Origin of the sequence: Chitinophaga caseinilytica, from assembly GCF_038396765.1 — a bacterium.
GTDB lineage: Bacteria > Bacteroidota > Bacteroidia > Chitinophagales > Chitinophagaceae > Chitinophaga > Chitinophaga caseinilytica.
This window is the reverse complement of record NZ_CP150096.1, coordinates 6,143,933-6,164,479: the sequence shown is the minus strand read 5'-3', so window position 1 is coordinate 6,164,479 and position 20,547 is coordinate 6,143,933. Positions and strand designations below refer to the sequence as shown.

Sequence of the window (20,547 nt, the reverse complement as noted above, 5' to 3'; positions counted from 1 at the left end):
AACATCATTCATGCAACCTGTATTGAGCGAAGAGGCGGAAGTGCTGGTCCGGTTTAATGAAGCAGATCCGCTGGGCATTGTGTGGCACGGCAATTATATCCGGTATTTCGAAGACGGCAGGGAAGCCTTCGGCGCGAAATACAGGTTGCGTTATCTCGACATTTTCGCGCATGGGTACACGGTGCCCGTCGTGAACGTGGAATGCAATTACAAGCGGCCTTTGCGGTATGGCGATAAAGTTCGGGTAGAAACCCGCTACATCCCTACGGAAGCCGCCAAGATCCGTTTCGAGTACACCCTGTACAACGCCGAAACCAGCGAAGTGGTTTGCACGGGCGCCTCCGTGCAGGTGTTCCTCGACAAGGAAGCCGACATCCTGCAACTTACCGTTCCGGCATTTTTTGCGGAATGGAAAAAACAGTGGGGGCTGTCATGACGAAGGTGTACGTAGCTGCGGAAAACATCGTGTCGCCCCTGGGGCTCACGGCCCAGGCCAACTTTGACCGGCTCCTCGCCGGAGAAAGCGGTATCCGCCGGCAACCCGGCGGCTTTTTCGCTTCCGCCCTGCCCGAAGAGCTGCTGCGCCCCGCCGCGGCATCGGCCGGCCTGGCGGACAACACCCGTTTCGAGCAGCTGATCGTACTCAGCATCCAAGACGCGCTTTCCCGCACGAAAGTGCCCATCGGCGATCCGCGCACCGCCTTCATCCTGTCTACCACCAAAGGCAACATCGCCTTGCTGGAACAGGGGAAAGCCGGCCAGCCCGGCGCCTCCATGCTGCTGCACGCCACCGCCGCACAGGTTGCCAAAACCGTTGGCGCGGCCGCACAGCCCATCGTGGTGAGCAACGCCTGTATTTCAGGTCTCCTCGCCATCCTCATCGCCCAGCGCCTCATCCGCGCCGGGCAATACGACCATGCCGTGGTTTGCGGGGCCGACGAACTGACCAGGTTCGTTTTGTCCGGCTTCCAGTCTTTCCAGGCCGTTTCCGACGAGCCCTGCCGCCCGTTCGACGCGGCGCGCAAAGGGGTGACCCTGGGGGAAGGCGCGGCTACGGTCGTTTTAACGAAGGACACGACATTGTTGCCGGCCGGCGAAGCCATCCTCCTCGGGGAAGGCGCTTCCAGCAACGATGCCAATCATATTTCCGGTCCGTCGAGAACGGGCGCCGAACTTTCTTCCGCGCTTGTTTCCGCGATGCACCGGAGCCGCCTGGGGCCCGCGGATATCGGGTTCGTATCGGCGCACGGTACCGCCACGCTGTATAACGACGAAATGGAGGCGAAGGCTTTCCATTTGTCGGGTTTGCAGGATGTTCCGGTCAACAGTCTCAAAGGCAACTACGGCCATACCCTTGGCGCGGCGGGGCTCATAGAGACGGTGGCCGGGATATATGCCATGAAACACAGTGTGGTATTGCCGACCGCCGGCTTTGAATCATCCGGAATCAGCCATCCATTGATGGTGAGCAGTCAACTGGAACAACGCACCATCCGTCATTTCCTCAAAACCACATCCGGTTTTGGAGGGTGCAATGCCGCGATGGTGTTCAGCCATGTGACATTGTAAAAAATTAAAAAAGCAGATCACCCATGAACTTTTTCACGAAGGAAACGAAAACCGCATTACAGGCGAAAGAACAGGCCCTCTGGCTGGCTTTTGCACCCATTGCTTTCCAGGCTTCCAAGGCGCTGAGAGACATGGGCGTCCTCAAAGCCGTGTCTGACGCGGGCATGCAAGGCGCCACCATCGACGAGATACTTCCCAAAGTGAACCTCTCCCGGTATTCGCTGCGCGTGCTGCTGGAAGCGGGCCTGGGCATGGATATGCTGCTGGTGAACGAAAAACGCTACACCCTTTCCAAAACCGGATATTTCATCCTGAACGACGAGCTCACCCGCATCAATATGGACTTTTCGCACGATGTGTGCTACAAGGCCATGTACCATCTGCAAGACAGCCTGACGGAGAACCGTCCGGCGGGGCTGCAGGAGCTGGGCCCGTGGGAAACCATCTACCAGGGACTTTCCATCCTTCCCGAACCTGCCCGCACCAGCTGGTTCAACTTCGACCATTACTATTCCGACCTCGCCTTCCCCGGCGTGCTGCCCATCGTGTTCGAGCACAAGCCCAAAAAGCTGCTGGACATCGGCGGCAATACCGGGAAATGGTCGATGGCCTGCGCAGGATACGATAAAGACGTGCATGTGACCATCATGGACCTGCCCGTTCAGATCAACGTAGCGCGCCAGAATATCAACGAAGCGGGCCTGCAGGACCGGGTTTCCTTCTTCGAGACGAACATCCTCGACGAGAGCCTGCCTTTTGCACAGGGCTTCGACGTGATCTGGATGAGCCAGTTCCTGGACTGCTTCTCCGAAGAGCAGATCATCAGCATTCTCCGCCGTTGCCGCGAAGCGCTCAACGATGGCGGCAGCGTGTTCATCCTGGAGCCCTTCTGGAATAAACAGCAATTCAAATCCGCCGCGTTCTGCCTGCAGCAGACGTCGCTGTATTTTACCGCCATCGCCAACGGCAACAGCCAGATGTACCACACCGATGAGTTTTACGACTGCATCCGTGCGGCCGGGCTGGAAGTGGTGATGGAGAACAACAACGTGGGGCTGAGCTATACCCTGCTGCGTTGCGTGAAAGCATAAGCAATTAAAAACCCTTCCATATGACAACTGAAAAGGTGGATGTATTAGTGATTGGCGCCGGCCCCTCAGGCACGGTAGCCGCATCCATAATCAACAAGGCCGGCTATTCAGTGAAGATCGTTGAAAAGCTGAAGTTCCCCCGATTCGTGATCGGCGAGAGCCTGTTACCCCGATGCATGGACGCGCTCACCGAAGCTGGCTTCATCGATGCCATATCCGAAAAAGGCTTCCAGCAAAAATCCGGCGCAAAATTCGTTAAACAAGGCAAGATTTGCGACTTCACCTTTGCCGAGCAGTACACCCCGGGCTGGCAATGGACATGGCAGGTAACCCGCGCCGACTTCGATCATACCCTCGCGCAAACCGTCGAAAAGATGGGCGTGCCGGTGGAATATGAAACCACCGTGACGGGGATCGTCTTCAACGGTTCCGACTCCGTAACCACGGTGGAAGACATCCACGGCAACAAAAAACAGATCGAAGCCCGGTTCATCGTAGACGGCAGCGGATATGGCCGCGTGATCCCCAAACTGTTCAACCTCGAAAAAGAATCCGTTTTACAACCCCGTAAAGCATTATTCGCCCACACCAACGACGTGCGCCGTTCCATGGCCGACGAGCCCAACCGCATCACTGCCGTTGTGCACGACAAAGGCGTATGGATCTGGATCATCCCGTTCTCGACCGGCATCACTTCCGTCGGTTTCGTCGGCGATCACACTTTTCACGACAAATTCTCCGGCACCCAGGAAGAAATGTTCCGCGCCATGCTGGCCTCCGAACCTTATACGGCCGAGCGTTTCAAAGACGTGGAGCTCATCTTCGAGCCGCGCAAACTGGAAGCCTGGAGCGCTACCACCGATAAATTCTACGGCGAAGGGTTCGTGCTCACCGGCAACGTGACCGAATTCCTCGACCCCATATTCTCCTCCGGCGTAACGCTGGCCACCGTTTCCGCGCAAACCGCGGCCAAACTGGTGATCCGCAAGCTGCAGGGCGAAAACATCGACTGGGAGAAAGAATACATGGAGCCCACCATGCAGGGCGTGAACGTTTTCCGCTCCTACGTGATGGCCTGGTACGAAGGTACCCTCGACACCATCTTCTTCTCCAAAAATCCCGATCCCGTCGTTAAAGCACAGATCTGCTCCGTTTTGGCAGGATATGTGTGGGATCAGAGCAACCCGTACGTGGAACTGCACGCCACCGAGCTGAAAAGGCTCGCGCGCAAAATCGAACTGACGGAAAAACTGGGTAGCCTATCATGATAAAAACAGGCATTTATATCAACGCATCCTGCATCATCCGCCACCATTCGGCGGAGAAAAACGGCCAGCCCGTGTACGAGGCGCGGCATGCAGACCTGCCGGACTTCCTCCGCGGGCTGTACGACCGCTTCAGCGGCCAATATCCCAAGTTCCACAAGATGGATCTGCTCTCGAAGCTGGGATGGGCCGCCACGGAGATCTTGCTGCAGGATATGCCGATGGATATCTATGCCCCCGAAGACACCGGCGTCATCCTCGCCAACGCGAGCAGCAGCCTGGATACGGACGAGAAATATTTCGAAACGGTGCACGACATCGCCAGTCCGGCGCTGTTCGTGTACACCCTCCCCAACATCGTGATCGGGGAGATCAGCATCCGGCACAAGTTCAAGGGCGAAAATGCCTTCTTCGTGCAGGAACGTTTCGATACAGCATTTATAACGGGTTATGCGGCGCAACTGCTGGAAAGCGGCGCCGTGAAAGCCGTGGTGTGCGGATGGGTGGAGCAATACCACGCCGGGCACGAAGCGGCTTTTTACCTTTTGGAAACAACCCCGCGCGGCATGGCTTTGCCGTTCAGCGCGGAAACAGCGGAAAAATTGTATAGATAATATGGAAAAGTTGATGCAGGATCTGAAAGAACAGATCATTCAACAATTGAATTTGCAGGAAGTGAAACCTGAAGACATCGGTGACGACCAGCCGCTTTTCAAGGAAGGGCTTGGGCTCGACAGCATCGATGCACTGGAGCTGATCGTGTTGCTGCAGCAGCATCATAACATCCGCATCGCCAAACCGGAAGATGGTCCGAACATTTTCTATTCCGTTCGTACCATGGCCGAATACATCACCGCAGAGAAAGCGAAGCAGGCATGATGAAAGGGAATGTATGGATAGCGGGAGGCGGCGTCATTTCCGGCATTGGCCGGGACCTTGGCGAGTGCATGGCTTCGTTTGAAGCGATGCGCCCGGGCATGGCGTACATGCAGCACCTGCGGTCCGCACACGCCCAAACCTTCCCCGTCGTCGAAGTGAAAGCCGGCAACGAAGAACTGGCCGAAATTGCGGGAATGCCCGCCCACTGGAGCCGCACCGCCCTCCTGAGTCGCATCGCCGCGCAGGAAGCCTGGGACGCTTCGGGCCTGGGCAGCATTGCCGACTACCGTGTCGGGCTCGTGTCGGCGAACACCGTTGGCGGGATGGACAAAACGGAAGATTTCATGGAAGCCTTCCTGGCAGACACTTCCAAAGGTAAACTCCGCCAGGTGGTACACCACGAATGTGGCGCCGTGACAGAACTGGTGGCCGACGCCATGGGCATCCGCCACCACGTTTCCACCATCAGCACCGCCTGCTCATCGGGCGCCAACGCGCTGATGTACGGCGCCCGCATGATCCGCGCGGGGATGCTGGACGTGGTGATCGCCGGGGGGACCGACGCCTTGACGCGCTTCACGCTCAACGGCTTCAACACCCTCATGATCCTCGATCAGCAAAACTGCCGCCCGTTCGACAATACCCGGACCGGCCTGAACCTCGGTGAGGGCGCGGGGTACGTAGTGCTCGTGTCTGACGCCGTGGCGGAGAAGATCCAGCCATGGTGCCGCCTCGCGGGGTTCGCCAATGCCAACGACGCCTATCACCAGACGGCTTCATCGCCCGATGGCATCGGTAATTTCATGGCGATGAAAGGCGCCCTGGAAATGGGGGGATTGCAGCCGGAAGACATCGGCTACATCAACCTGCACGGCACCGGTACCCAGAACAACGACAGCTCGGAAGGCCTGGCCATTTCCCGGCTGTTCGGAAATGGCGTGCCGCCCGCCAGCTCCACCAAGAGCTTCACTGGGCACACGCTGGGCGCCAGCGGCGGCATCGAAGCGGTATTTTCCGCGTGGGCGCTGCGCGAAGGGATCATTTATCCCAACGCCAACTTCTCCGTGCAGATGAAGGAACTGGCCTTTTCGCCGGTCACTGCTTTTTCACGGGGCAACGGCCTGCGGAACGTGATGTCGAACTCCTTCGGGTTCGGCGGTAACTGTTCCAGCCTGGTCTTTTCAAAGGAATAACACATGAAACGGAGCAAATGCGAAGTTCCATCCGTCAAAAATGTCAAAAATAAAAATTAACGGATGACAGCTTTCATACAAGGAACAGGATGCGTATCGGCACAGGACGGCCACGTTTTTCCGGGTGAGATCCGGCATTACGAAGGCGACCGCCTGCCCGTGGCCGACCCGGATTACAAACAGTGGATCGATATCAAGCAGATCCGCCGGATGGGCCGCGCCATCAAAATGGGCGTTGCCGCCTCGCACATGAGCCTGGAAGCCGCGGGCATCCAATCCCCCGACGCCATCATCATGGGCACGGCCTACGGATGCCTCGCCGATACGGGCGTGTTCCTGCAGAAACTGGTGAGCCAGCACGAAGACATGCTCACGCCCACCGCTTTCATCCAGAGCACGCACAACACCGTAGCCGGCCAGATCGCCCTGCTGCTGGGTTGCCACGCGTATAACAACACGTTCGTCCACACCGCATTTTCATTGGAAAACGCGTTGCAGGACAGTCTGCTGATGCTGGCGGAAGACCCTTCGCGGAAAATTCTCGCCGGCGCAACAGACGAAATCACCGAATATTCGCACACCATCCTGCGCCGTTTCGGATTGTATAAAAACACCTCCACCGCCGCATTGCAACGTTCCGGGACACCGGGCACCATGGCAGGGGAGGGCGCCGCATTTTTTGTATTGGCTTCAGGGAAGGACGACAAATCCCTCGCGCAACTAACCGCCGTGGACATGCTGTACCGCCCCGCATCCGAACAGGAAACGGCGGACCATTTGCTGGATTTCCTGCGCCGCAACGGGTTGGCGCCGAAAGATATTTCGCTCGTGCTCAGCGGCCGGAATGGCGATGATGCCGGCGACCGGTACTACGAAAGCATAGAAAACCGGCTCTTCGGATCTACGCCGGTAGCGGCATTCAAACATTTCTGCGGAGAATATCCCACCGCATCGGCCTTCGCCGTATGGATGGCTGCGGGATGCCTCCACCGTGGCGCAGTTCCGCAGGAAGCCATGGTTAAAGGCGACGCCCCGGCAGGCCCGGAGCGCATCCTCGTCTGGAACCATCATCAAGGCACCCATCACTCATTTATTTTGCTGGAGAAATGCTGAGGGCATTCGTCATAGCAGCGGCGGCGGCAGCCGCAGGCGTCATCATCCTGCTACACGGCGGATGGGCGGCCACGCCTGCCTGGAAGCTGCTCATACCTTTGCTCGTAGCTTCGGGATTTGCGGCCTGGGGGCCATCAACGTGCGGTCCAACTATTTCGTGCGCACCCACAGCAAAGGCAAACGCTCCGATAAATCGGTCGCCTTGTCGTTCGACGACGGGCCGCTGACCGAGTTCACCCCGCAGATCCTCGACATCCTCGCGCAGTTCAACGTGCGCGCGGCGTTTTTCTGCATCGGCCACCGCGTGGAGCAGGAGCCGGCGCTCATGAAAAGGATCGTGGGCGAAGGGCACCTCGTCGGCAACCACAGCTTTTCCCACAGCCCAACTTTCGATCTGCAAACCACCGCGGCCATGAAAACAGACCTCGCCAGGGCGAATGAAGTCATCAAATCCGCTACAGGGCTGCAACCCAGACTGTTCCGCCCGCCATACGGCGTCACCAATCCCATGCTCGCCCGCGCGATCCGGAAAGGGAAATTCATCGCCGTGGGATGGAGCGTCCGCTCGTTCGACACCGTCATCAAAGACGAAGACAAACTGTTCGAGCGCGTAACGAAGAAAATCGAAGCGGGAGACATCTTCCTCTTTCACGATACCGCCGCGGCCACCGTCAGGATTTTGCCCGCGCTCATCAAGCAACTCAAACGCGATGGCTTCGCCATCAAACGATTGGATGAACTTTTAAACATTCCGGCTTATGCGTAGATGGACCATGATGTTGGCAGCGACTTTCATTACGCTGCAAGTTGCCGCCCAGAGCGGGTTCAGGCCCGTTTCGAACCTCGAACAGTTTAAACAGGAATTTGCCCGCACGGCGCAGCAGACGCAGTCGATCAAAAGCGATTTCGTCCAGGAAAAGCACCTCAGCCTGCTGGCCGATAAAATCACCAGCAAGGGGAAATTCTGGTTCAAGAAGGAAAACCGGGTGCGGATGGAATATGCGTCGCCCACCTATTACCTCATGATCATCAACGGGAAGAATGTCCGCATCAAGGATTCCCGGACAGACAGGAGCATTTCCACCGGCGGCAATAAACTGTTTGAGCAGATCAGCCGGATCACGGCCGATTGTGTGCAGGGAAATGTGCTGAACAACAAAGACTTTACCGCCAAAGTGCAGGAAAACGATAAACAATATCTGTTACAGTTGACGCCCGTGGCGAAGGGGATGAAGGATTTCTTCTCCTCGATCGAGCTGCTGGTCGACAAGAAAGACCTGGGCGTGGCGAAGATCGTCATGCACGAAGCTTCGGGCGACCGTACCGAAATGATTTTCACCAAAAAGGAGCTGAACGCCGCCATACCGGATGAGATGTTTGCTGTTAAATAGCGTATTGCTGCTGGGGCTCGCTTCCTGCGGATCGGCCTACAAAGGCCTGCAGCGCACCGATGCGGACGCGACTTCGTGCCTGGAGCAGTTCCGGCCGAAGATCGATTCGCCCGCACTATACAGCACGCAGGTCGATATTCTGCAGCATCATTTGTCGGGCTTATTGTATTTCCGGCCCATGGACAACGGCAGCATGCGCGTATTGTTCATGAGCGAAATGGGGATGAAGTTTTTCGATTTCGAATTCACGAAAGACGGTTCCTTCATCAAACACTACATGCTCCCGAAAATGGACAAAAAAGCGGTGGTGAAAACGCTGCGGAAGGATTTCGATATGGTGCTCATGCGCCGCGATCCGGCTACGGCCAAAACCTTCACGGGGAATGGCCTGCGCTACACCGCCTTCGATCTGCCGAAAGGGAAGATTTATTATATCACCGACACGGCTTGTACCCAACTGGTGCGCGTGGAAAACGGCTCGCGCCGCAAGCCCGTGGTAGACGTGTGGTTGAAGCAATACAGGAATGGTGTGCCGGATAGCATAGACATTCGCCATCATGCCGTCAAATTCAATATTTCATTACAACGCGTAGAAAAATAATGTTAACAGGAAAATTCTTTACCGTCGTATCCCAACAGCAACCGGCTGAAAATTCGATCCACTATACGATCGACTGGAACGGCGCGCATCCCATTTTCGAAGGGCATTTTCCCGGGCAGCCCGTTGTTCCCGGCGTTTGCATGATGCAGACGATCCAGGAGCTGCTGTCGGCCGCCGTGGGCAAGACTTTGCTCGTGGAAAAAGCGACGAACATGAAATTCCTCAACATGATCGACCCCCGCGTGAGCCCGCAGGTGACCGTGGAGATCGGTTATACGGAAGAGGAAGGGGGATATAAGACCAATGCCGTCATCAAACACGAAGCCACTACGTTCCTGAAGTTCCAGGGCCGTTTCAAATGATCATGGAGCAACAGGGCACATACGACGCACGGTTCGGTGAGCGCAGGGTTTGCGTGCTGATCCCGACCTACAACAACGCCGGCACCCTCGGGGCCGTGCTGGGGCAGGTTTTGGCGTATACGCAGCACGTGATCGTGGTGAACGACGGCGCAACGGATGATACGATGGCCGTGCTGGCGCGGTTCCCGCAGATCAATGTGCTCGCTTACCAGCCCAACCGCGGCAAAGGCATCGCCTTGCGCAGAGGGTTCCGGTACGCGCTGGAGCAGGGGTACGATTTCGCCATTACGATGGATGCGGACGGGCAACATTACGCCAGCGATTTGCTGACGTTCCTCGACAAAGCCGACAAAAGCGATCCCGCGATCCTCATCGGCGCACGGAACCTGCACCAGGAGAACATGCCCGGCAAAAACACTTTCGCCAACAAGTTCTCCAACTTCTGGTTTTACGTGGAAACGGGGCTGAAAGGGCCGGACACGCAGTCTGGTTACCGGTTGTACCCGTTGTTCGCTATGAAGGGGATGCGGTTCGCCTGTACCAAGTACGAATTCGAGATCGAAGTACTGGTGCGCTGCAGCTGGAAAGGGATCCGCATCGGTTGGGTGCCGGTGGGCGTGTATTATCCGCCGGCGGAGGAAAGGGTGTCGCACTTCCGGCCGTTCCGGGATTTTTCGCGGATCAGTGTGCTCAATACCGTGCTGGTGACCATCGCTTTCCTGTATATCCATCCGCGGAACCTGTTGCGGTTCATTTTTTCGAAAGACGGGTTGCGGTACATCTGGCGCGAGCAGTTGCTGGCAGCGGGGGAGAGCAATGGAACGAAAGCCGCGTCTGTCGGGTTCGGCGTTTTCATGGGGATTTTCCCGGTGTGGGGGTTCCAGATGCTCATCGCCGTGGTGATCGCGCAATTGCTGAAGCTCAACAAGGCTTTGGTGCTCATCGCTTCCAATATCAGCATTCCGCCCATGATCCCGCTGATCGTGTACGGCAGTTTTCTCATGGGAAGGATGTATGTGGCGGAAGACGCGACCTGGCTCATTTTCAGCAAATCCCTGACGCTGGACGACGTCAAGCAAAACCTTTTCCAGTATATCACGGGCAGTATTACGCTGGCCGTAGCGGCGGGGCTCGTGGCGGGCCTCGTTACGTGGCTGACGCTGTCGGTTTTCCGGCGAAAGCGGGCCGCGGCGCAAACTTAAAACCGATCCATGGGCACATTCTTCATATCGATCTACAATTTTTTTAACGCCCGTAAATGGCTGCTGTGGCTGTTTACGGCTTTCCTTTTTTATCCGCCGCCTTCTTCGCCTCTAAAGTGAAACTGGAGGAAGACATTACGCGCATACTGCCGCAGGATCCCAAGATCGACCGGCTCAACCAGTTCCTCCAGAACTCCAAGTTCACGGATAAACTGGCGGTCATCGTTTCACAGAAAGACAGTTCGGCCGCAGCAGCGCCAGACAGCCTTATCCTCGCCGCGGAGCAACTCACCGCCGGCCTGCAGGCAAACCCCGTGGCGCCCTACGTGTCTGCCGTCACCGGTAAAATGGAAGACACGCTGCTGTTCAGCTTGCTCAACCGTGTGCAGGCCAACCTGCCCCTGTTCCTCGAAGAAAAAGACTACAAAACGCTCGATACCCTTACATCGCCCGCCCGCGTGGCCGGCGCCATGGAAGGGAATTACAATACGCTCGTTTCCCCGGCCGGCATGGTCCTCAAAAGGTCTATCGCCGCCGATCCGCTCGGGATCACGTGGATCGGGATGAAGAAGCTCCAGCAGCTCCAGGCAGACGATTCCTGGACCTTGTACGACGGCTACCTCATGAGCAAAGACGAGCGCAACCTGCTGGTGCTCGTTACCCCGAAATTCGCGCCCGGTAAAACGGCCGATAACAAAGCTTTTCTTTCGTACCTCGATCATCTCATCGATTCCGTGGCAGCGGCAGTTCCCGCCGCACAGGTCACCTATTTCGGCGCAACTGCCGTGGCCGTGGGGAACGCGGTGCAACTGCGCCAGGATACGATGCTGACGCAGGGCATCACCGTGCTGCTGCTCATCGTCCTCATTGCCCTGTTTTTCCGCCGCAAGCGCGCGCCATTGCTCGTGATGCTGCCCGTGGTATTCGGTGCGCTGTTTTCCCTGGCCATGGTGTACCTCGTGCAGGGAAGCATCTCCGTGATCGCCATGGGCGCGGGTTGTGTGGTGCTGGGCGTTGCGGTGAACTATTCGCTGCACGTTTTCAACCATTACCGCCATTTGCCCGACATCCGCCAGGTGCTCCGCGACCTCGCCATGCCCATGACCGTGGGCAGCTTCACGACGGTTGGCGGCTTCTTCTGCCTGCAATTCGTGAAGTCGCCCATGCTGCAGGACATGGGGCTGTTCGCCGGGTTTAGCCTCGTGGGGGCTTCGCTGTTTTCGCTCATCGTGCTGCCGCATTTCATCGTCATGGGCAAGGCGCCGGCGAAAGACGCGCCCGTCAAACACAACATCATCGACCGGTTCTCCGAATGGCGGCCGGAACGCAATAAATGGCTCGTATACGGCATACTGGCGCTCACCGTCGTGTTTTTCTTCACCGCCGGAAAGGTGCGTTTCGAAAGCGATATGATGCGCATGAACTACATGCCACAAAAACTTCGCGACGCCGAAGCCAAACTCAACCGCCTCAACGATTATACCGCCCAAACCGTTTACATGCTGTCTGAAGGCGCCAGCCTTAACGAAGCGTTGGAACGCAGGGCGGGAGCGGACGCAACGTTGCAGCGCCTCCTGGCAACTGGAGCGCTGAAGAAAACCGGTGGGCCCGGGCATTTGCTGTTGTCTGAACAGGAACAGCAAATACGGATCGAACGGTGGAAAAATTACTGGTCGGCCGGGCGCGCCGGCGCTGTGATGGCGGCTTTGCGGCAGGAAGGCGCAAAATTCGGTTTCAAACCGGAAGCGTTCGATCAATTCCAGGTACTCATCACCCAAGACTATTCCGTCACGAAGCCGGAAAATTCACCTTTGATGGATTTGCCCACCATCAGCGATTTCGTGACGCTGAAGCCCGGGAACGCTTCCCTGTCGGGTATTCTGAAGGTAGACCCGTCCCGGAAGAACGAAGTATACGCCGCGCTGGACGCATTGCCCGGCACGGTCGTGATCGATAAACAATACACCGCCAACCGCCTGGCCGTCGTGATCCGCGATGAATTCAACACCATCGCCTGGATGACGTCTGCCCTGGTATTCTTTGCGCTGCTGCTCACCTACGGCCGCATCGAGCTGGCGCTTATCACCTTCATCCCCATGGCCATCAGCTGGGTGTGGATTCTGGGGATTATGGGATTGCTGGGCATTCCGTTCAATATCGTCAACATCATCCTTTCCACTTTTATTTTCGGGTTGGGGGATGATTACAGCATTTTCACGATGGACGGGCTTTTGCAGGAATACAAGAACGGCAGCAAACATCTGCCTTCCTTCAAATCGTCGATATTCTTTTCCGCCATCACAACGGTTTTGGGACTGGGCGTGCTCATCTTCGCGCAGCATCCTTCCCTGCAATCCATCGCGGCGATCGCGGTGATCGGGATTTTGTGCGTGGTCATCACTTCACAGGTATTAATTCCTTTCCTTTTCAATTTCCTCATCGCCAACCGGGTAGGGAAGAACAGTCGCCCGCCCTGGACGCTCTGGAGCTGGTCGAAATCGATGTTCTCGTTCATCTACTTCGCCTTTGGTGCGCTGGTGCTCACGGGCATCGGTTTCATCATCATTAAGCTGAACCCTTTCAACAAGGAAAAAGGCAAGAAAATCTACCACAAACTGTTGTCGAAATGCACCTGGAGCGTGCTCCACATCATGGGCAACACCAAAAAAGTAACGATCAACGAAAGCCGGGAAGATTTCAAAAAACCGGCGGTCATCATCAGCAACCACCAGTCTTTCCTCGACATCCTCATGTCTACCAGCATGCATCCCAACGTGGTGCTGCTCACGAACAACTGGGTGTATAATTCCCCCGTTTTCGGGAAAGTGGTGCAGATGGCGGATTATTACCCCGTGGCCGAAGGCGCCGAAACCGCCATCGATCACCTCCGCGACCGTGTAGCCCAGGGCTATTCGGTAGTGGTGTACCCGGAAGGCACGCGCTCCCAGGATAAAAACATCAAGCGGTTCCATAAAGGCGCGTTTTTCCTGGCCGAAGAACTGGGGCTCGACATCGTGCCCGCGGTAATCCACGGCACGGCGTACTGCATGTCCAAAGGCGATTTCCTGCTGAAAGACGGGACGATGACCATGAAAATCCTCCCCCGCATCAAAGCCGGCGATCCCGCCTGGGGCGAAGGCTATGCGGCCCGCACCAAATCCATCAGCCGGTACTTCAGGGAAGAATACAAAAAGTTGAGTGAAACGCTGGAAACGCCGGCTTATTACCGCGAACAGCTGATGTATCAGTATATTTACAAAGGCCCGGTGCTGGAATGGTACATGCGCATCAAGACGAAAATGGAGCGCAATTACGAAGATTTCCACCGGATGCTGCCGGAAAAAGGCGATATCATGGACATCGGCTGCGGATACGGGTTTATGAGCTATATGCTCCATTTCGTGGCGCCGGAAAGGAATATTTTGGGAGTGGACCATGACGAGGAAAAGATCGCGGTGGCGCAGCATTGCTACATCCGCAACGAGCAGGTGCAGTTCCGCGCGGCGGATATCACCACCTTCGACATTCCTGAAAAAGACGCTTTCGTGATGCTCGACGTGCTGCATTACCTGCAGCCGGAACAGCAGGCCAGCCTCATTCGCCGGTGCATGGACAAGCTCCGGCCCGGCGGCATCATCATCGTCCGCGACGGCGATGCGGCCATGGAAAAGAAACACCGCGGCACAAAGCTCACGGAACTGTTCAGTACCAAACTGCTCGGTTTCAACAAAACATCCGAACATCCCTTGTCCTTCTTTTCGTCCGCCACCCTGCGCCAGACCGTGGAAAGCCACGGCGGCACCATGGAGCGGATCGATCAGACGAAATATACATCCAATGTTGTTTTCATCATCAGAAAGCCAGATACGAACGAACATGCATAAGTACGACGTAGTCATAGCCGGCAGCGGCCTCGGTGGCCTGGTTTGCGGAGCGATCCTCAGCAAGAACGGCTATCGCGTGCTCGTACTCGAAAAAAACAAACAGATCGGCGGATGCCTGCAAACGTTCAGCCGCGATAAGACCATCTTCGATTCCGGCGTGCATTATGTGGGCGGCCTGGCGCCGGGGCAGAACCTGTACCAGGTGTTCAAATACCTCGGGATCATGGACAAACTGAAGCTGAAGCGGCTCGACATGGATTGTTTCGACCGCATCGCTTTCCGAGACGATCCGCGGGAATACAAAATGGCACAGGGGTACGAGGGGTTCATCGAAAATCTGCTGCACGACTTCCCCGGCGAGGAAAAAGCCCTGCGCGAATATTGCGAGATGCTCAAACACATCTGCGGTAAATTCCCGCTGTACAACCTGCGGATGGGGGATTACGGGGAGAAGGAATCGGTGTTGGGGATGGATGCGGCTACCTATATCGAGGGGCTGAGCAGCAATAAAAAGCTCACGGCGGTATTGGGGGCCAATAGCTCGCTGTACGCCGGCGTCCGCGGGAAAACGCCCATGTACGTGCATGCGCTGGTGCTGAATAGTTACATAGAAAGCTCGTGGAAATGCCTGAACGGAGGATCGCAGATCGGGAAATGGCTCACCCGCGTGATCCTCGAAAACAACGGCACCCTGCTGAAACATAAGGAAGTCAAAAGGATCGTGGCCGAAGGGCGCGATGTGGAATACGTGGAAACGGCCGACGGGGAGCGCTATCACGGAAAATACTTCATTTCCAACATCCACCCGGCCAATACGCTGGACATGCTGGAAAGCGACGTCATCCGCCAGGCTTACCGCAGCCGTATCAGCACCCTGGAAAACGGGAACGGCTGCCTCATGCTGAACGCCGTGCTCAAGCCCGGGCTGTTCCCCCACATGAATTACAATTTCTATTATCACGACGTGGAAGATGTGTGGAGCGGGCACGATTATTCGGAAGATGCATGGCCGCTGAATTACTCCATGTTCATCACCCCCGATCCCAAAGACCACCGCTTCGCCAACAGCTGCTCCATCCTCGCTTACATGAACATCAGCGAACTGGAGCCCTGGAAACATACGTTCAACACCGTTTCCAAGGAAGGCCCGAGAGGCGAAGATTACGAAGCGTTCAAAATACGGAAAGCCGAAAAACTGCTCGATATCGTGGAACGTCGTTTCCCAGTGATGCGCCAGTGCATCCAAAGCTACTCCGTAGCCACGCCGCTTTCTTTCCGCGACTACATCGGCACGAACGACGGGTCGATGTACGGCATCCTGAAAGATTGTAACGATCCGCTGCGCACCTTCATCAGCGCCCGCACCAAACTGAACAACCTGTTCCTCACCGGGCAGAATCTCAACCTGCACGGCATCCTGGGCGTTACGATGACGGCCCTGCTCACCTGCGGCGAATTACTGGACATGGAAAAACTATTGCACGAGATAACTGAAGCATAAACAATGGCAAAGAAAAAGAGCATCTGGAGGAGATTAGGGAAGATACTGGCGTACACTGCCGGGTTTTTCGTGCTGCTGATATTGGGGCTGTTCATCTACCTCTGGATCGTGGCGCGGATGCAGCCGCCGGAGATCGCCGATAAAAGCGCGCTCCAATGGCAGCGCAAACAACTCGATTCCACGGCGTATACCCTGGGAAACAGCTGGTTCCGGAAGAGCAAAAGCGGTTTGTACGAAATGTATGTGGAAGGGAAACCTTTCGAAAGGGGCGTCGTGTACGGAAAGCTCGCCGAAGAACTGGTGCAGCGCCAGGAAGATCATTTCACCGAACAGATCGGCAAAATGATCCCTTCGAAAACGTACCAGCATTTCCTGAAATACCTCATCGGCTGGTTCAACCGGAATATGGACAAAAACGTGCCGGAAGAATACAAGGAAGAAATTTACGGCGTATCGTTCTCCGCATCGCCGAACTACGGATTTATCGGCACCAATTACCAGCGCATCATGAACTATCATGCGGCGCACGACATCGGCCATGCGCTGCAGAATCTGGCGCTGGTAGGCTGCACGTCGTTCGGGACGTGGAACGACCGTTCGGAAGACAGTTCCCTTATCATCGGCCGGAATTTCGATTTTTATGTGGGCGATAAATTCGCGGAAGACAAGATCGTGGCGTTTTACCGGCCAGACAAAGGGCATCCGTTCGTGATGATCACCTGGGGCGGATTTACGGGCGTGGTGTCGGGGATGAACATGCAGGGCCTGACGGTGACCATCAACGCCGCAAAGAGCGAAATCCCTTCGGGATCGGCCACGCCGGTATCGCTCGTGGCGCGGGAAATACTGCAATATGCGGGGAACATCCAGGAAGCGTACGCCATCGCGGCGAAGCGGAAAATGTTCGTGAGCGAATCGTTCCTCATCGGTTCTGCGGCCGACAATCGCGCCGCCATCATCGAGAAAACGCCCGACGGCATTGCGTTGTACGATCCCAAAGGCAGCGAGATCTCCTGCGCCAACCATTTCCAGAGCCAGCAGCTGGGCGCCTCCCAGGCCAACCGGGAACAGCTGGCGGGAAGCGCGTCGCCGTACCGGTACGAACGATTGCAACAATTGCTGGAACGGAACGGGAAGAACAGCGTCGCCAAAACCATCGCCATCCTCCGCGACCAGCGCGGCCTGAACGATGCAGACATCGGGATGGGGAACGAAAAAGCCCTCAACCAACTGATCGCCCATCACGCCATCGTCTTCAAACCCAAAGAAAAAATCGTGTGGGTATCTGCCGCGCCCTGGCAACTGGGCGAATTCGTAGCGTACGACCTGAACAAGGTTTTCGCCATGAACGGCCTCGTTTCCGACCACGAAATCTGCGACAGCAGCCTCATCGTCCCGAAAGATTCCTTCCTGCTTACCGACAACTATCGTAAATTCATGGACTTCCGCCGGCTCAAACAAGCCGTGATGGACGGGGAGGAGATCGACGTGAAGCAGATCACGGCCGACAACCCGGCGTATTACCACGCCTGGGTGATCGCCGGAGATTACCTGTTCAAACGGAAACAGTTCGCCGAAGCGAAAAAATATTACCAGCAGGCGTTGACGAAAGAGATCGCTACGGTCCCGGAAAAGGAGCACATCCAACGTCAAATCGAACAATGCGATAAACTAAAATGAAAGGGCTCGGAACAGATATCGTGGAAGTAGACCGCATCGCGGAGAAGATCGGCAAAAGCCAGGGCTTCCGCGAGCTGGTGTTTTCGCCGCTCGAGATCGCGTATTGCGAAAAGCAGGTCAACAAGTACGAAAGTTACGCCGCCCGCTTCGCCGCCAAGGAGGCTTTCCTCAAAGCCCTCGGCACCGGGTGGGCCGGCAGCGGCATGCAATTCAACGAGATCGAAGTGCGGAACAACGCCTCCGGAAAACCCGAGATTTTTCTCATCGGCAACGCCGCGCCGCTGCCCGAAGGCACGCAGGTATTGCTGTCGCTGTCGCACGTGAAAACCGTGGCCATGGCCACCGTGGTCATTTTATAACCAAGGAATTATGTATATCCCGGATATAGAACTTCAACATCCCGCCGCCATCCGCCAGTTCCAGAACAAGGAGCTGCAGCACCTGGTCGGCTATCTCCGCCAGTTTTCGCCCTTTTACCGCGAATGGTTCGCCGCCAACAACATCGATACGGACAACATCCGTTCGCTCGACGATCTGCAGCGCCTGCCAACGGTCACTAAGGAAGACCTGCAGCAGCGGAACTGGGATTTTCTCTGTGTCGACAAAAGCAAGATCGCCGAATATACTTCCACTTCCGGCACTTTGGGCCGCCCCGTGGTCATCCCGCTCACGGAAAAAGACCTCGACCGCCTCAGTTACAACGAATTCATCTCGTTCAGTTGCGCCGGCGGCACCGACGAAGACATTTACCAGCTGATGCTCACCCTCGACCGCCAGTTCATGGCCGGGATGGCCTATTACAACGGCATCCGCAAGCTGGGCGCGGGCGTGCTGCGCGTGGGGCCGGGCGTACCGTCGCTCCAATGGGAAAACATCCAGCGCATTCAGCCCACCGTCATCGTTGCCGTACCTTCCTTCATCCTCAAACTGATCGCTTTCGCGGAGGAACATGGGATCGACATCAACGCTTCTTCCGTGAAAAAAGCCGTCTGCATCGGCGAGAACATCCGCAACACCGATTTCTCGTACAACGTGCTGGGGAAGAAGATCACGGACAAATGGAACATCGATCTGTTTTCCACATACGCATCCACCGAAATGCAGACCGCCTTCACCGAATGCCGCCAAAGCAAAGGGGGCATCATCATCCCGAACTGCTCATCGTGGAGCTGCTCGATGAGCAGGACCGCCCCGTTCCGCCGGGCGCGCCGGGCGAGGTGACCATCACTACGCTGGGCGTGGAAGCCATGCCCCTGCTGCGTTACAAGACCGGAGACATTTGCCAGTACGATGCAACGCCCTGCAGCTGCGGCCGCCAGACGCTTCGCCTTTCACCCGTGATCGGGCGGCGCAAGCAGATGATCAAGTACAAGGGCACTACGCTGTATCCGCCGGCGCTGTACGACCTGCTGAGCGATATGGAAGATGTGCGGGAATTCGTGGTGGAAGTGTTCTCCAACGAGATCGGGACCGACGAAATCCTGTTGCACCTGCACCCGCGCGAGGAGTCGGAAGACACGGACCGGCGCATCAAATCGTACCTCCAGGCCAAGCTGCGCGTCATCCCGCAGGTGCGCTATTGCGCCATGCCGGACATCCTCAAAATGCAGTTCCCGGAAAGCAGCCGCAAACCGGTCAAATTCATCGATAACAGGAAATAGTTTTAGAAGCTGAAAGTGGCGCTGGACGAGGGATTGTCCAGCTTCGTGCTTTGCCGGCGGTCGTTCACGATCACATGGAGCATGTGGCTTTGGGTGCCGTGTTCCGCATACAGGATATCGTTTTTGATGTCCAGCTTCCGGAACGGGGCCATGGGCGTACATTCCAGGTAGCACCAGGTGGCGTCTTCGGAGATTTCGTAGCCGAGGTATTTGAGGGAAACGGGTTTGCCATCGGCCGACAGGAACAAATGCCTGCGGAGATATTGCGCTACGAGGGAATCGGCGGCAGGGCGGTTCTTGGGATGGATAATGTCCAGCGGCTGCTTCGATTCCTTTTTCAGGACGTTCTCCAGGTCGTCGGAAAAGATGCGGCAACTGATTTCCAGGGACTTGCGGGGGGAATTATAGCGTATTTCCGTGACACTCATGTAGAAAGGGTGCACTGCGGTCATGATCGCGGGCAGGCACCATTTAAATAGCATTACTCCCATTGGCCCTTAAAAATTTTTATATTTACCGGTAACTGTTTAACATTACGAAGTTACGCAAAAATCTATGCCATGCAGGAGTTCAGCATGTATTTCGAGGAGGGCTGGCAACATATCGCAGATCTTGGAGGGTACGACCACATTTTGTTCATCATGGCGCTTTGTGCCGTGTATACGTTGAAAGACTGGAAGAAGGTGCTGATCCTGGTGACGGCCTTTACGCTTGGTCATTCCGTGACTTTGGCGCTGAGTGTGCTCAACATTGTGCGGGTACCTACCGACCTCATCGAGTTCCTCATCCCCGTCACCATCGTCTTAACGGCGCTGGCGAACGTGTTCAGGGGCGGGAAGGAGCCGGGCCGCGTGAAATGGAATTACTTTTTCGCGCTGTTTTTCGGGTTGATCCACGGGATGGGGTTCTCCAACTACCTCCGCAGCATGCTCGGCTCGCAGACCGATATCCTGCAACCGCTCCTGGCCTTTAACCTGGGCCTGGAATTCGGGCAACTGATCATCGTAACCATCGTGCTTTTGATTTCCCAGCTGGTGATCCTGGTGGGAAAGGCCCCCCGCCGCGACTGGACCCTGTTCCTTTCCGCCGCTATCTTCGGGGTGGCGTTCGTCATGAGCATTGAAAGATTCGGAATTATACTGGAAAAATAAATCG

General features: G+C 56.3%; 21 protein-coding genes. 20 read left to right on the top strand and 1 reads right to left on the bottom strand.

Features of this window, described 5'->3' with window-relative positions:
• The first annotated feature begins 10 nt into the window (after nt 1-10).
• The 19 genes from WJU22_RS25490 (at nt 11) to WJU22_RS25400 (ending at nt 19,392) form a co-directional block, all read left to right on the top strand.
• Nucleotides 11-436, top strand: a complete 426-nt coding sequence (locus WJU22_RS25490) for an acyl-CoA thioesterase (RefSeq protein WP_341840987.1) — start codon at nt 11-13, stop codon at nt 434-436.
• A complete protein-coding gene (locus tag WJU22_RS25485; RefSeq protein WP_341840986.1) occupies nt 433-1,569 on the top strand; it encodes a beta-ketoacyl-[acyl-carrier-protein] synthase family protein in 1,137 nt (378 codons plus the stop codon). Before WJU22_RS25490 ends, WJU22_RS25485 begins: the two co-directional genes overlap by 4 nt.
• A 23-nt stretch (nt 1,570-1,592) precedes the next feature.
• On the top strand, nt 1,593-2,660 hold the full coding sequence (locus WJU22_RS25480) for a class I SAM-dependent methyltransferase (RefSeq protein WP_341840985.1): 1,068 nt from the start codon (nt 1,593-1,595) through the stop codon (nt 2,658-2,660).
• A 20-nt stretch (nt 2,661-2,680) separates the two neighbouring features.
• The gene (locus WJU22_RS25475; protein ID WP_341840984.1) at nt 2,681-3,928 is read left to right on the top strand and encodes an NAD(P)/FAD-dependent oxidoreductase; all 1,248 of its coding nucleotides are present in this window, start codon (nt 2,681-2,683) and stop codon (nt 3,926-3,928) included.
• Nucleotides 3,925-4,539 (top strand): hypothetical protein, encoded by a 615-nt coding sequence (locus WJU22_RS25470; protein ID WP_341840983.1) that lies wholly within the window; start codon nt 3,925-3,927, stop codon nt 4,537-4,539. The genes WJU22_RS25475 and WJU22_RS25470 overlap by 4 nt, the downstream gene beginning before the upstream one ends.
• A gap of 1 nt (nt 4,540) precedes the next feature.
• The gene (locus tag WJU22_RS25465) at nt 4,541-4,804 is read left to right on the top strand and encodes a phosphopantetheine-binding protein (RefSeq protein WP_240646658.1); all 264 of its coding nucleotides are present in this window, start codon (nt 4,541-4,543) and stop codon (nt 4,802-4,804) included.
• Entirely contained in the window at nt 4,801-5,997 is a 1,197-nt protein-coding gene (locus tag WJU22_RS25460; protein WP_341840982.1) for a beta-ketoacyl-[acyl-carrier-protein] synthase family protein, read from the top strand. The genes WJU22_RS25465 and WJU22_RS25460 overlap by 4 nt, the downstream gene beginning before the upstream one ends.
• 63 nt (nt 5,998-6,060) lie before the next feature.
• Nucleotides 6,061-7,110 carry a beta-ketoacyl synthase N-terminal-like domain-containing protein gene (locus tag WJU22_RS25455; protein ID WP_341840981.1) on the top strand — a complete coding sequence of 350 codons (1,050 nt, stop codon included), beginning with the start codon at nt 6,061-6,063 and terminating at the stop codon, nt 7,108-7,110.
• A 61-nt stretch (nt 7,111-7,171) separates the two neighbouring features.
• The gene (locus tag WJU22_RS25450) at nt 7,172-7,876 is read left to right on the top strand and encodes a polysaccharide deacetylase family protein (protein ID WP_341840980.1); all 705 of its coding nucleotides are present in this window, start codon (nt 7,172-7,174) and stop codon (nt 7,874-7,876) included.
• Entirely contained in the window at nt 7,869-8,501 is a 633-nt protein-coding gene (locus WJU22_RS25445) for an outer membrane lipoprotein carrier protein LolA (RefSeq protein ID WP_341840979.1), read from the top strand. The genes WJU22_RS25450 and WJU22_RS25445 overlap by 8 nt, the downstream gene beginning before the upstream one ends.
• Complete coding sequence (locus tag WJU22_RS25440; protein WP_341840978.1) at nt 8,488-9,102, top strand: hypothetical protein; 615 nt, start codon at nt 8,488-8,490, stop codon at nt 9,100-9,102. Before WJU22_RS25445 ends, WJU22_RS25440 begins: the two co-directional genes overlap by 14 nt.
• On the top strand, nt 9,102-9,464 hold the full coding sequence (locus WJU22_RS25435) for a 3-hydroxyacyl-ACP dehydratase (protein ID WP_341840977.1): 363 nt from the start codon (nt 9,102-9,104) through the stop codon (nt 9,462-9,464). The genes WJU22_RS25440 and WJU22_RS25435 overlap by 1 nt, the downstream gene beginning before the upstream one ends.
• A gap of 2 nt (nt 9,465-9,466) precedes the next feature.
• Nucleotides 9,467-10,666 (top strand): DUF2062 domain-containing protein, encoded by a 1,200-nt coding sequence (locus WJU22_RS25430; RefSeq protein WP_341840976.1) that lies wholly within the window; start codon nt 9,467-9,469, stop codon nt 10,664-10,666.
• 56 nt (nt 10,667-10,722) lie between these two features.
• On the top strand, nt 10,723-14,550 hold the full coding sequence (locus tag WJU22_RS25425; protein ID WP_341840975.1) for a 1-acyl-sn-glycerol-3-phosphate acyltransferase: 3,828 nt from the start codon (nt 10,723-10,725) through the stop codon (nt 14,548-14,550).
• Nucleotides 14,543-16,051: an NAD(P)/FAD-dependent oxidoreductase gene (locus WJU22_RS25420; RefSeq protein WP_341840974.1), complete on the top strand. Its 1,509-nt coding sequence runs from the start codon at nt 14,543-14,545 to the stop codon at nt 16,049-16,051. Before WJU22_RS25425 ends, WJU22_RS25420 begins: the two co-directional genes overlap by 8 nt.
• A 3-nt stretch (nt 16,052-16,054) precedes the next feature.
• Nucleotides 16,055-17,731 (top strand): C45 family peptidase, encoded by a 1,677-nt coding sequence (locus tag WJU22_RS25415; RefSeq protein WP_341840973.1) that lies wholly within the window; start codon nt 16,055-16,057, stop codon nt 17,729-17,731.
• Nucleotides 17,728-18,090, top strand: a complete 363-nt coding sequence (acpS, locus tag WJU22_RS25410; RefSeq protein WP_341840972.1) for a holo-ACP synthase — start codon at nt 17,728-17,730, stop codon at nt 18,088-18,090. The genes WJU22_RS25415 and acpS overlap by 4 nt, the downstream gene beginning before the upstream one ends.
• Nucleotides 18,091-18,100: 10 nt before the next feature.
• Nucleotides 18,101-18,952, top strand: coding sequence for a phenylacetate--CoA ligase family protein (locus tag WJU22_RS25405; RefSeq protein WP_341840971.1), 852 nt, complete (start codon nt 18,101-18,103; stop codon nt 18,950-18,952).
• Nucleotides 18,895-19,392 (top strand): hypothetical protein, encoded by a 498-nt coding sequence (locus WJU22_RS25400; protein WP_341840970.1) that lies wholly within the window; start codon nt 18,895-18,897, stop codon nt 19,390-19,392. The genes WJU22_RS25405 and WJU22_RS25400 overlap by 58 nt, the downstream gene beginning before the upstream one ends.
• A gap of 2 nt (nt 19,393-19,394) precedes the next feature.
• Here the strand turns inward: WJU22_RS25400 and WJU22_RS25395 are convergent, their stop codons facing one another.
• Nucleotides 19,395-19,883: a DUF6702 family protein gene (locus WJU22_RS25395; RefSeq protein WP_341840969.1), complete on the bottom strand. Its 489-nt coding sequence runs from the start codon at nt 19,881-19,883 to the stop codon at nt 19,395-19,397.
• A 69-nt stretch (nt 19,884-19,952) separates the two neighbouring features.
• On the opposite strand from WJU22_RS25395, the gene WJU22_RS25390 reads away from it, so the two are divergent.
• Nucleotides 19,953-20,543 (top strand): HupE/UreJ family protein, encoded by a 591-nt coding sequence (locus WJU22_RS25390; protein WP_341840968.1) that lies wholly within the window; start codon nt 19,953-19,955, stop codon nt 20,541-20,543.
• Nucleotides 20,544-20,547 lie beyond the last annotated feature (4 nt).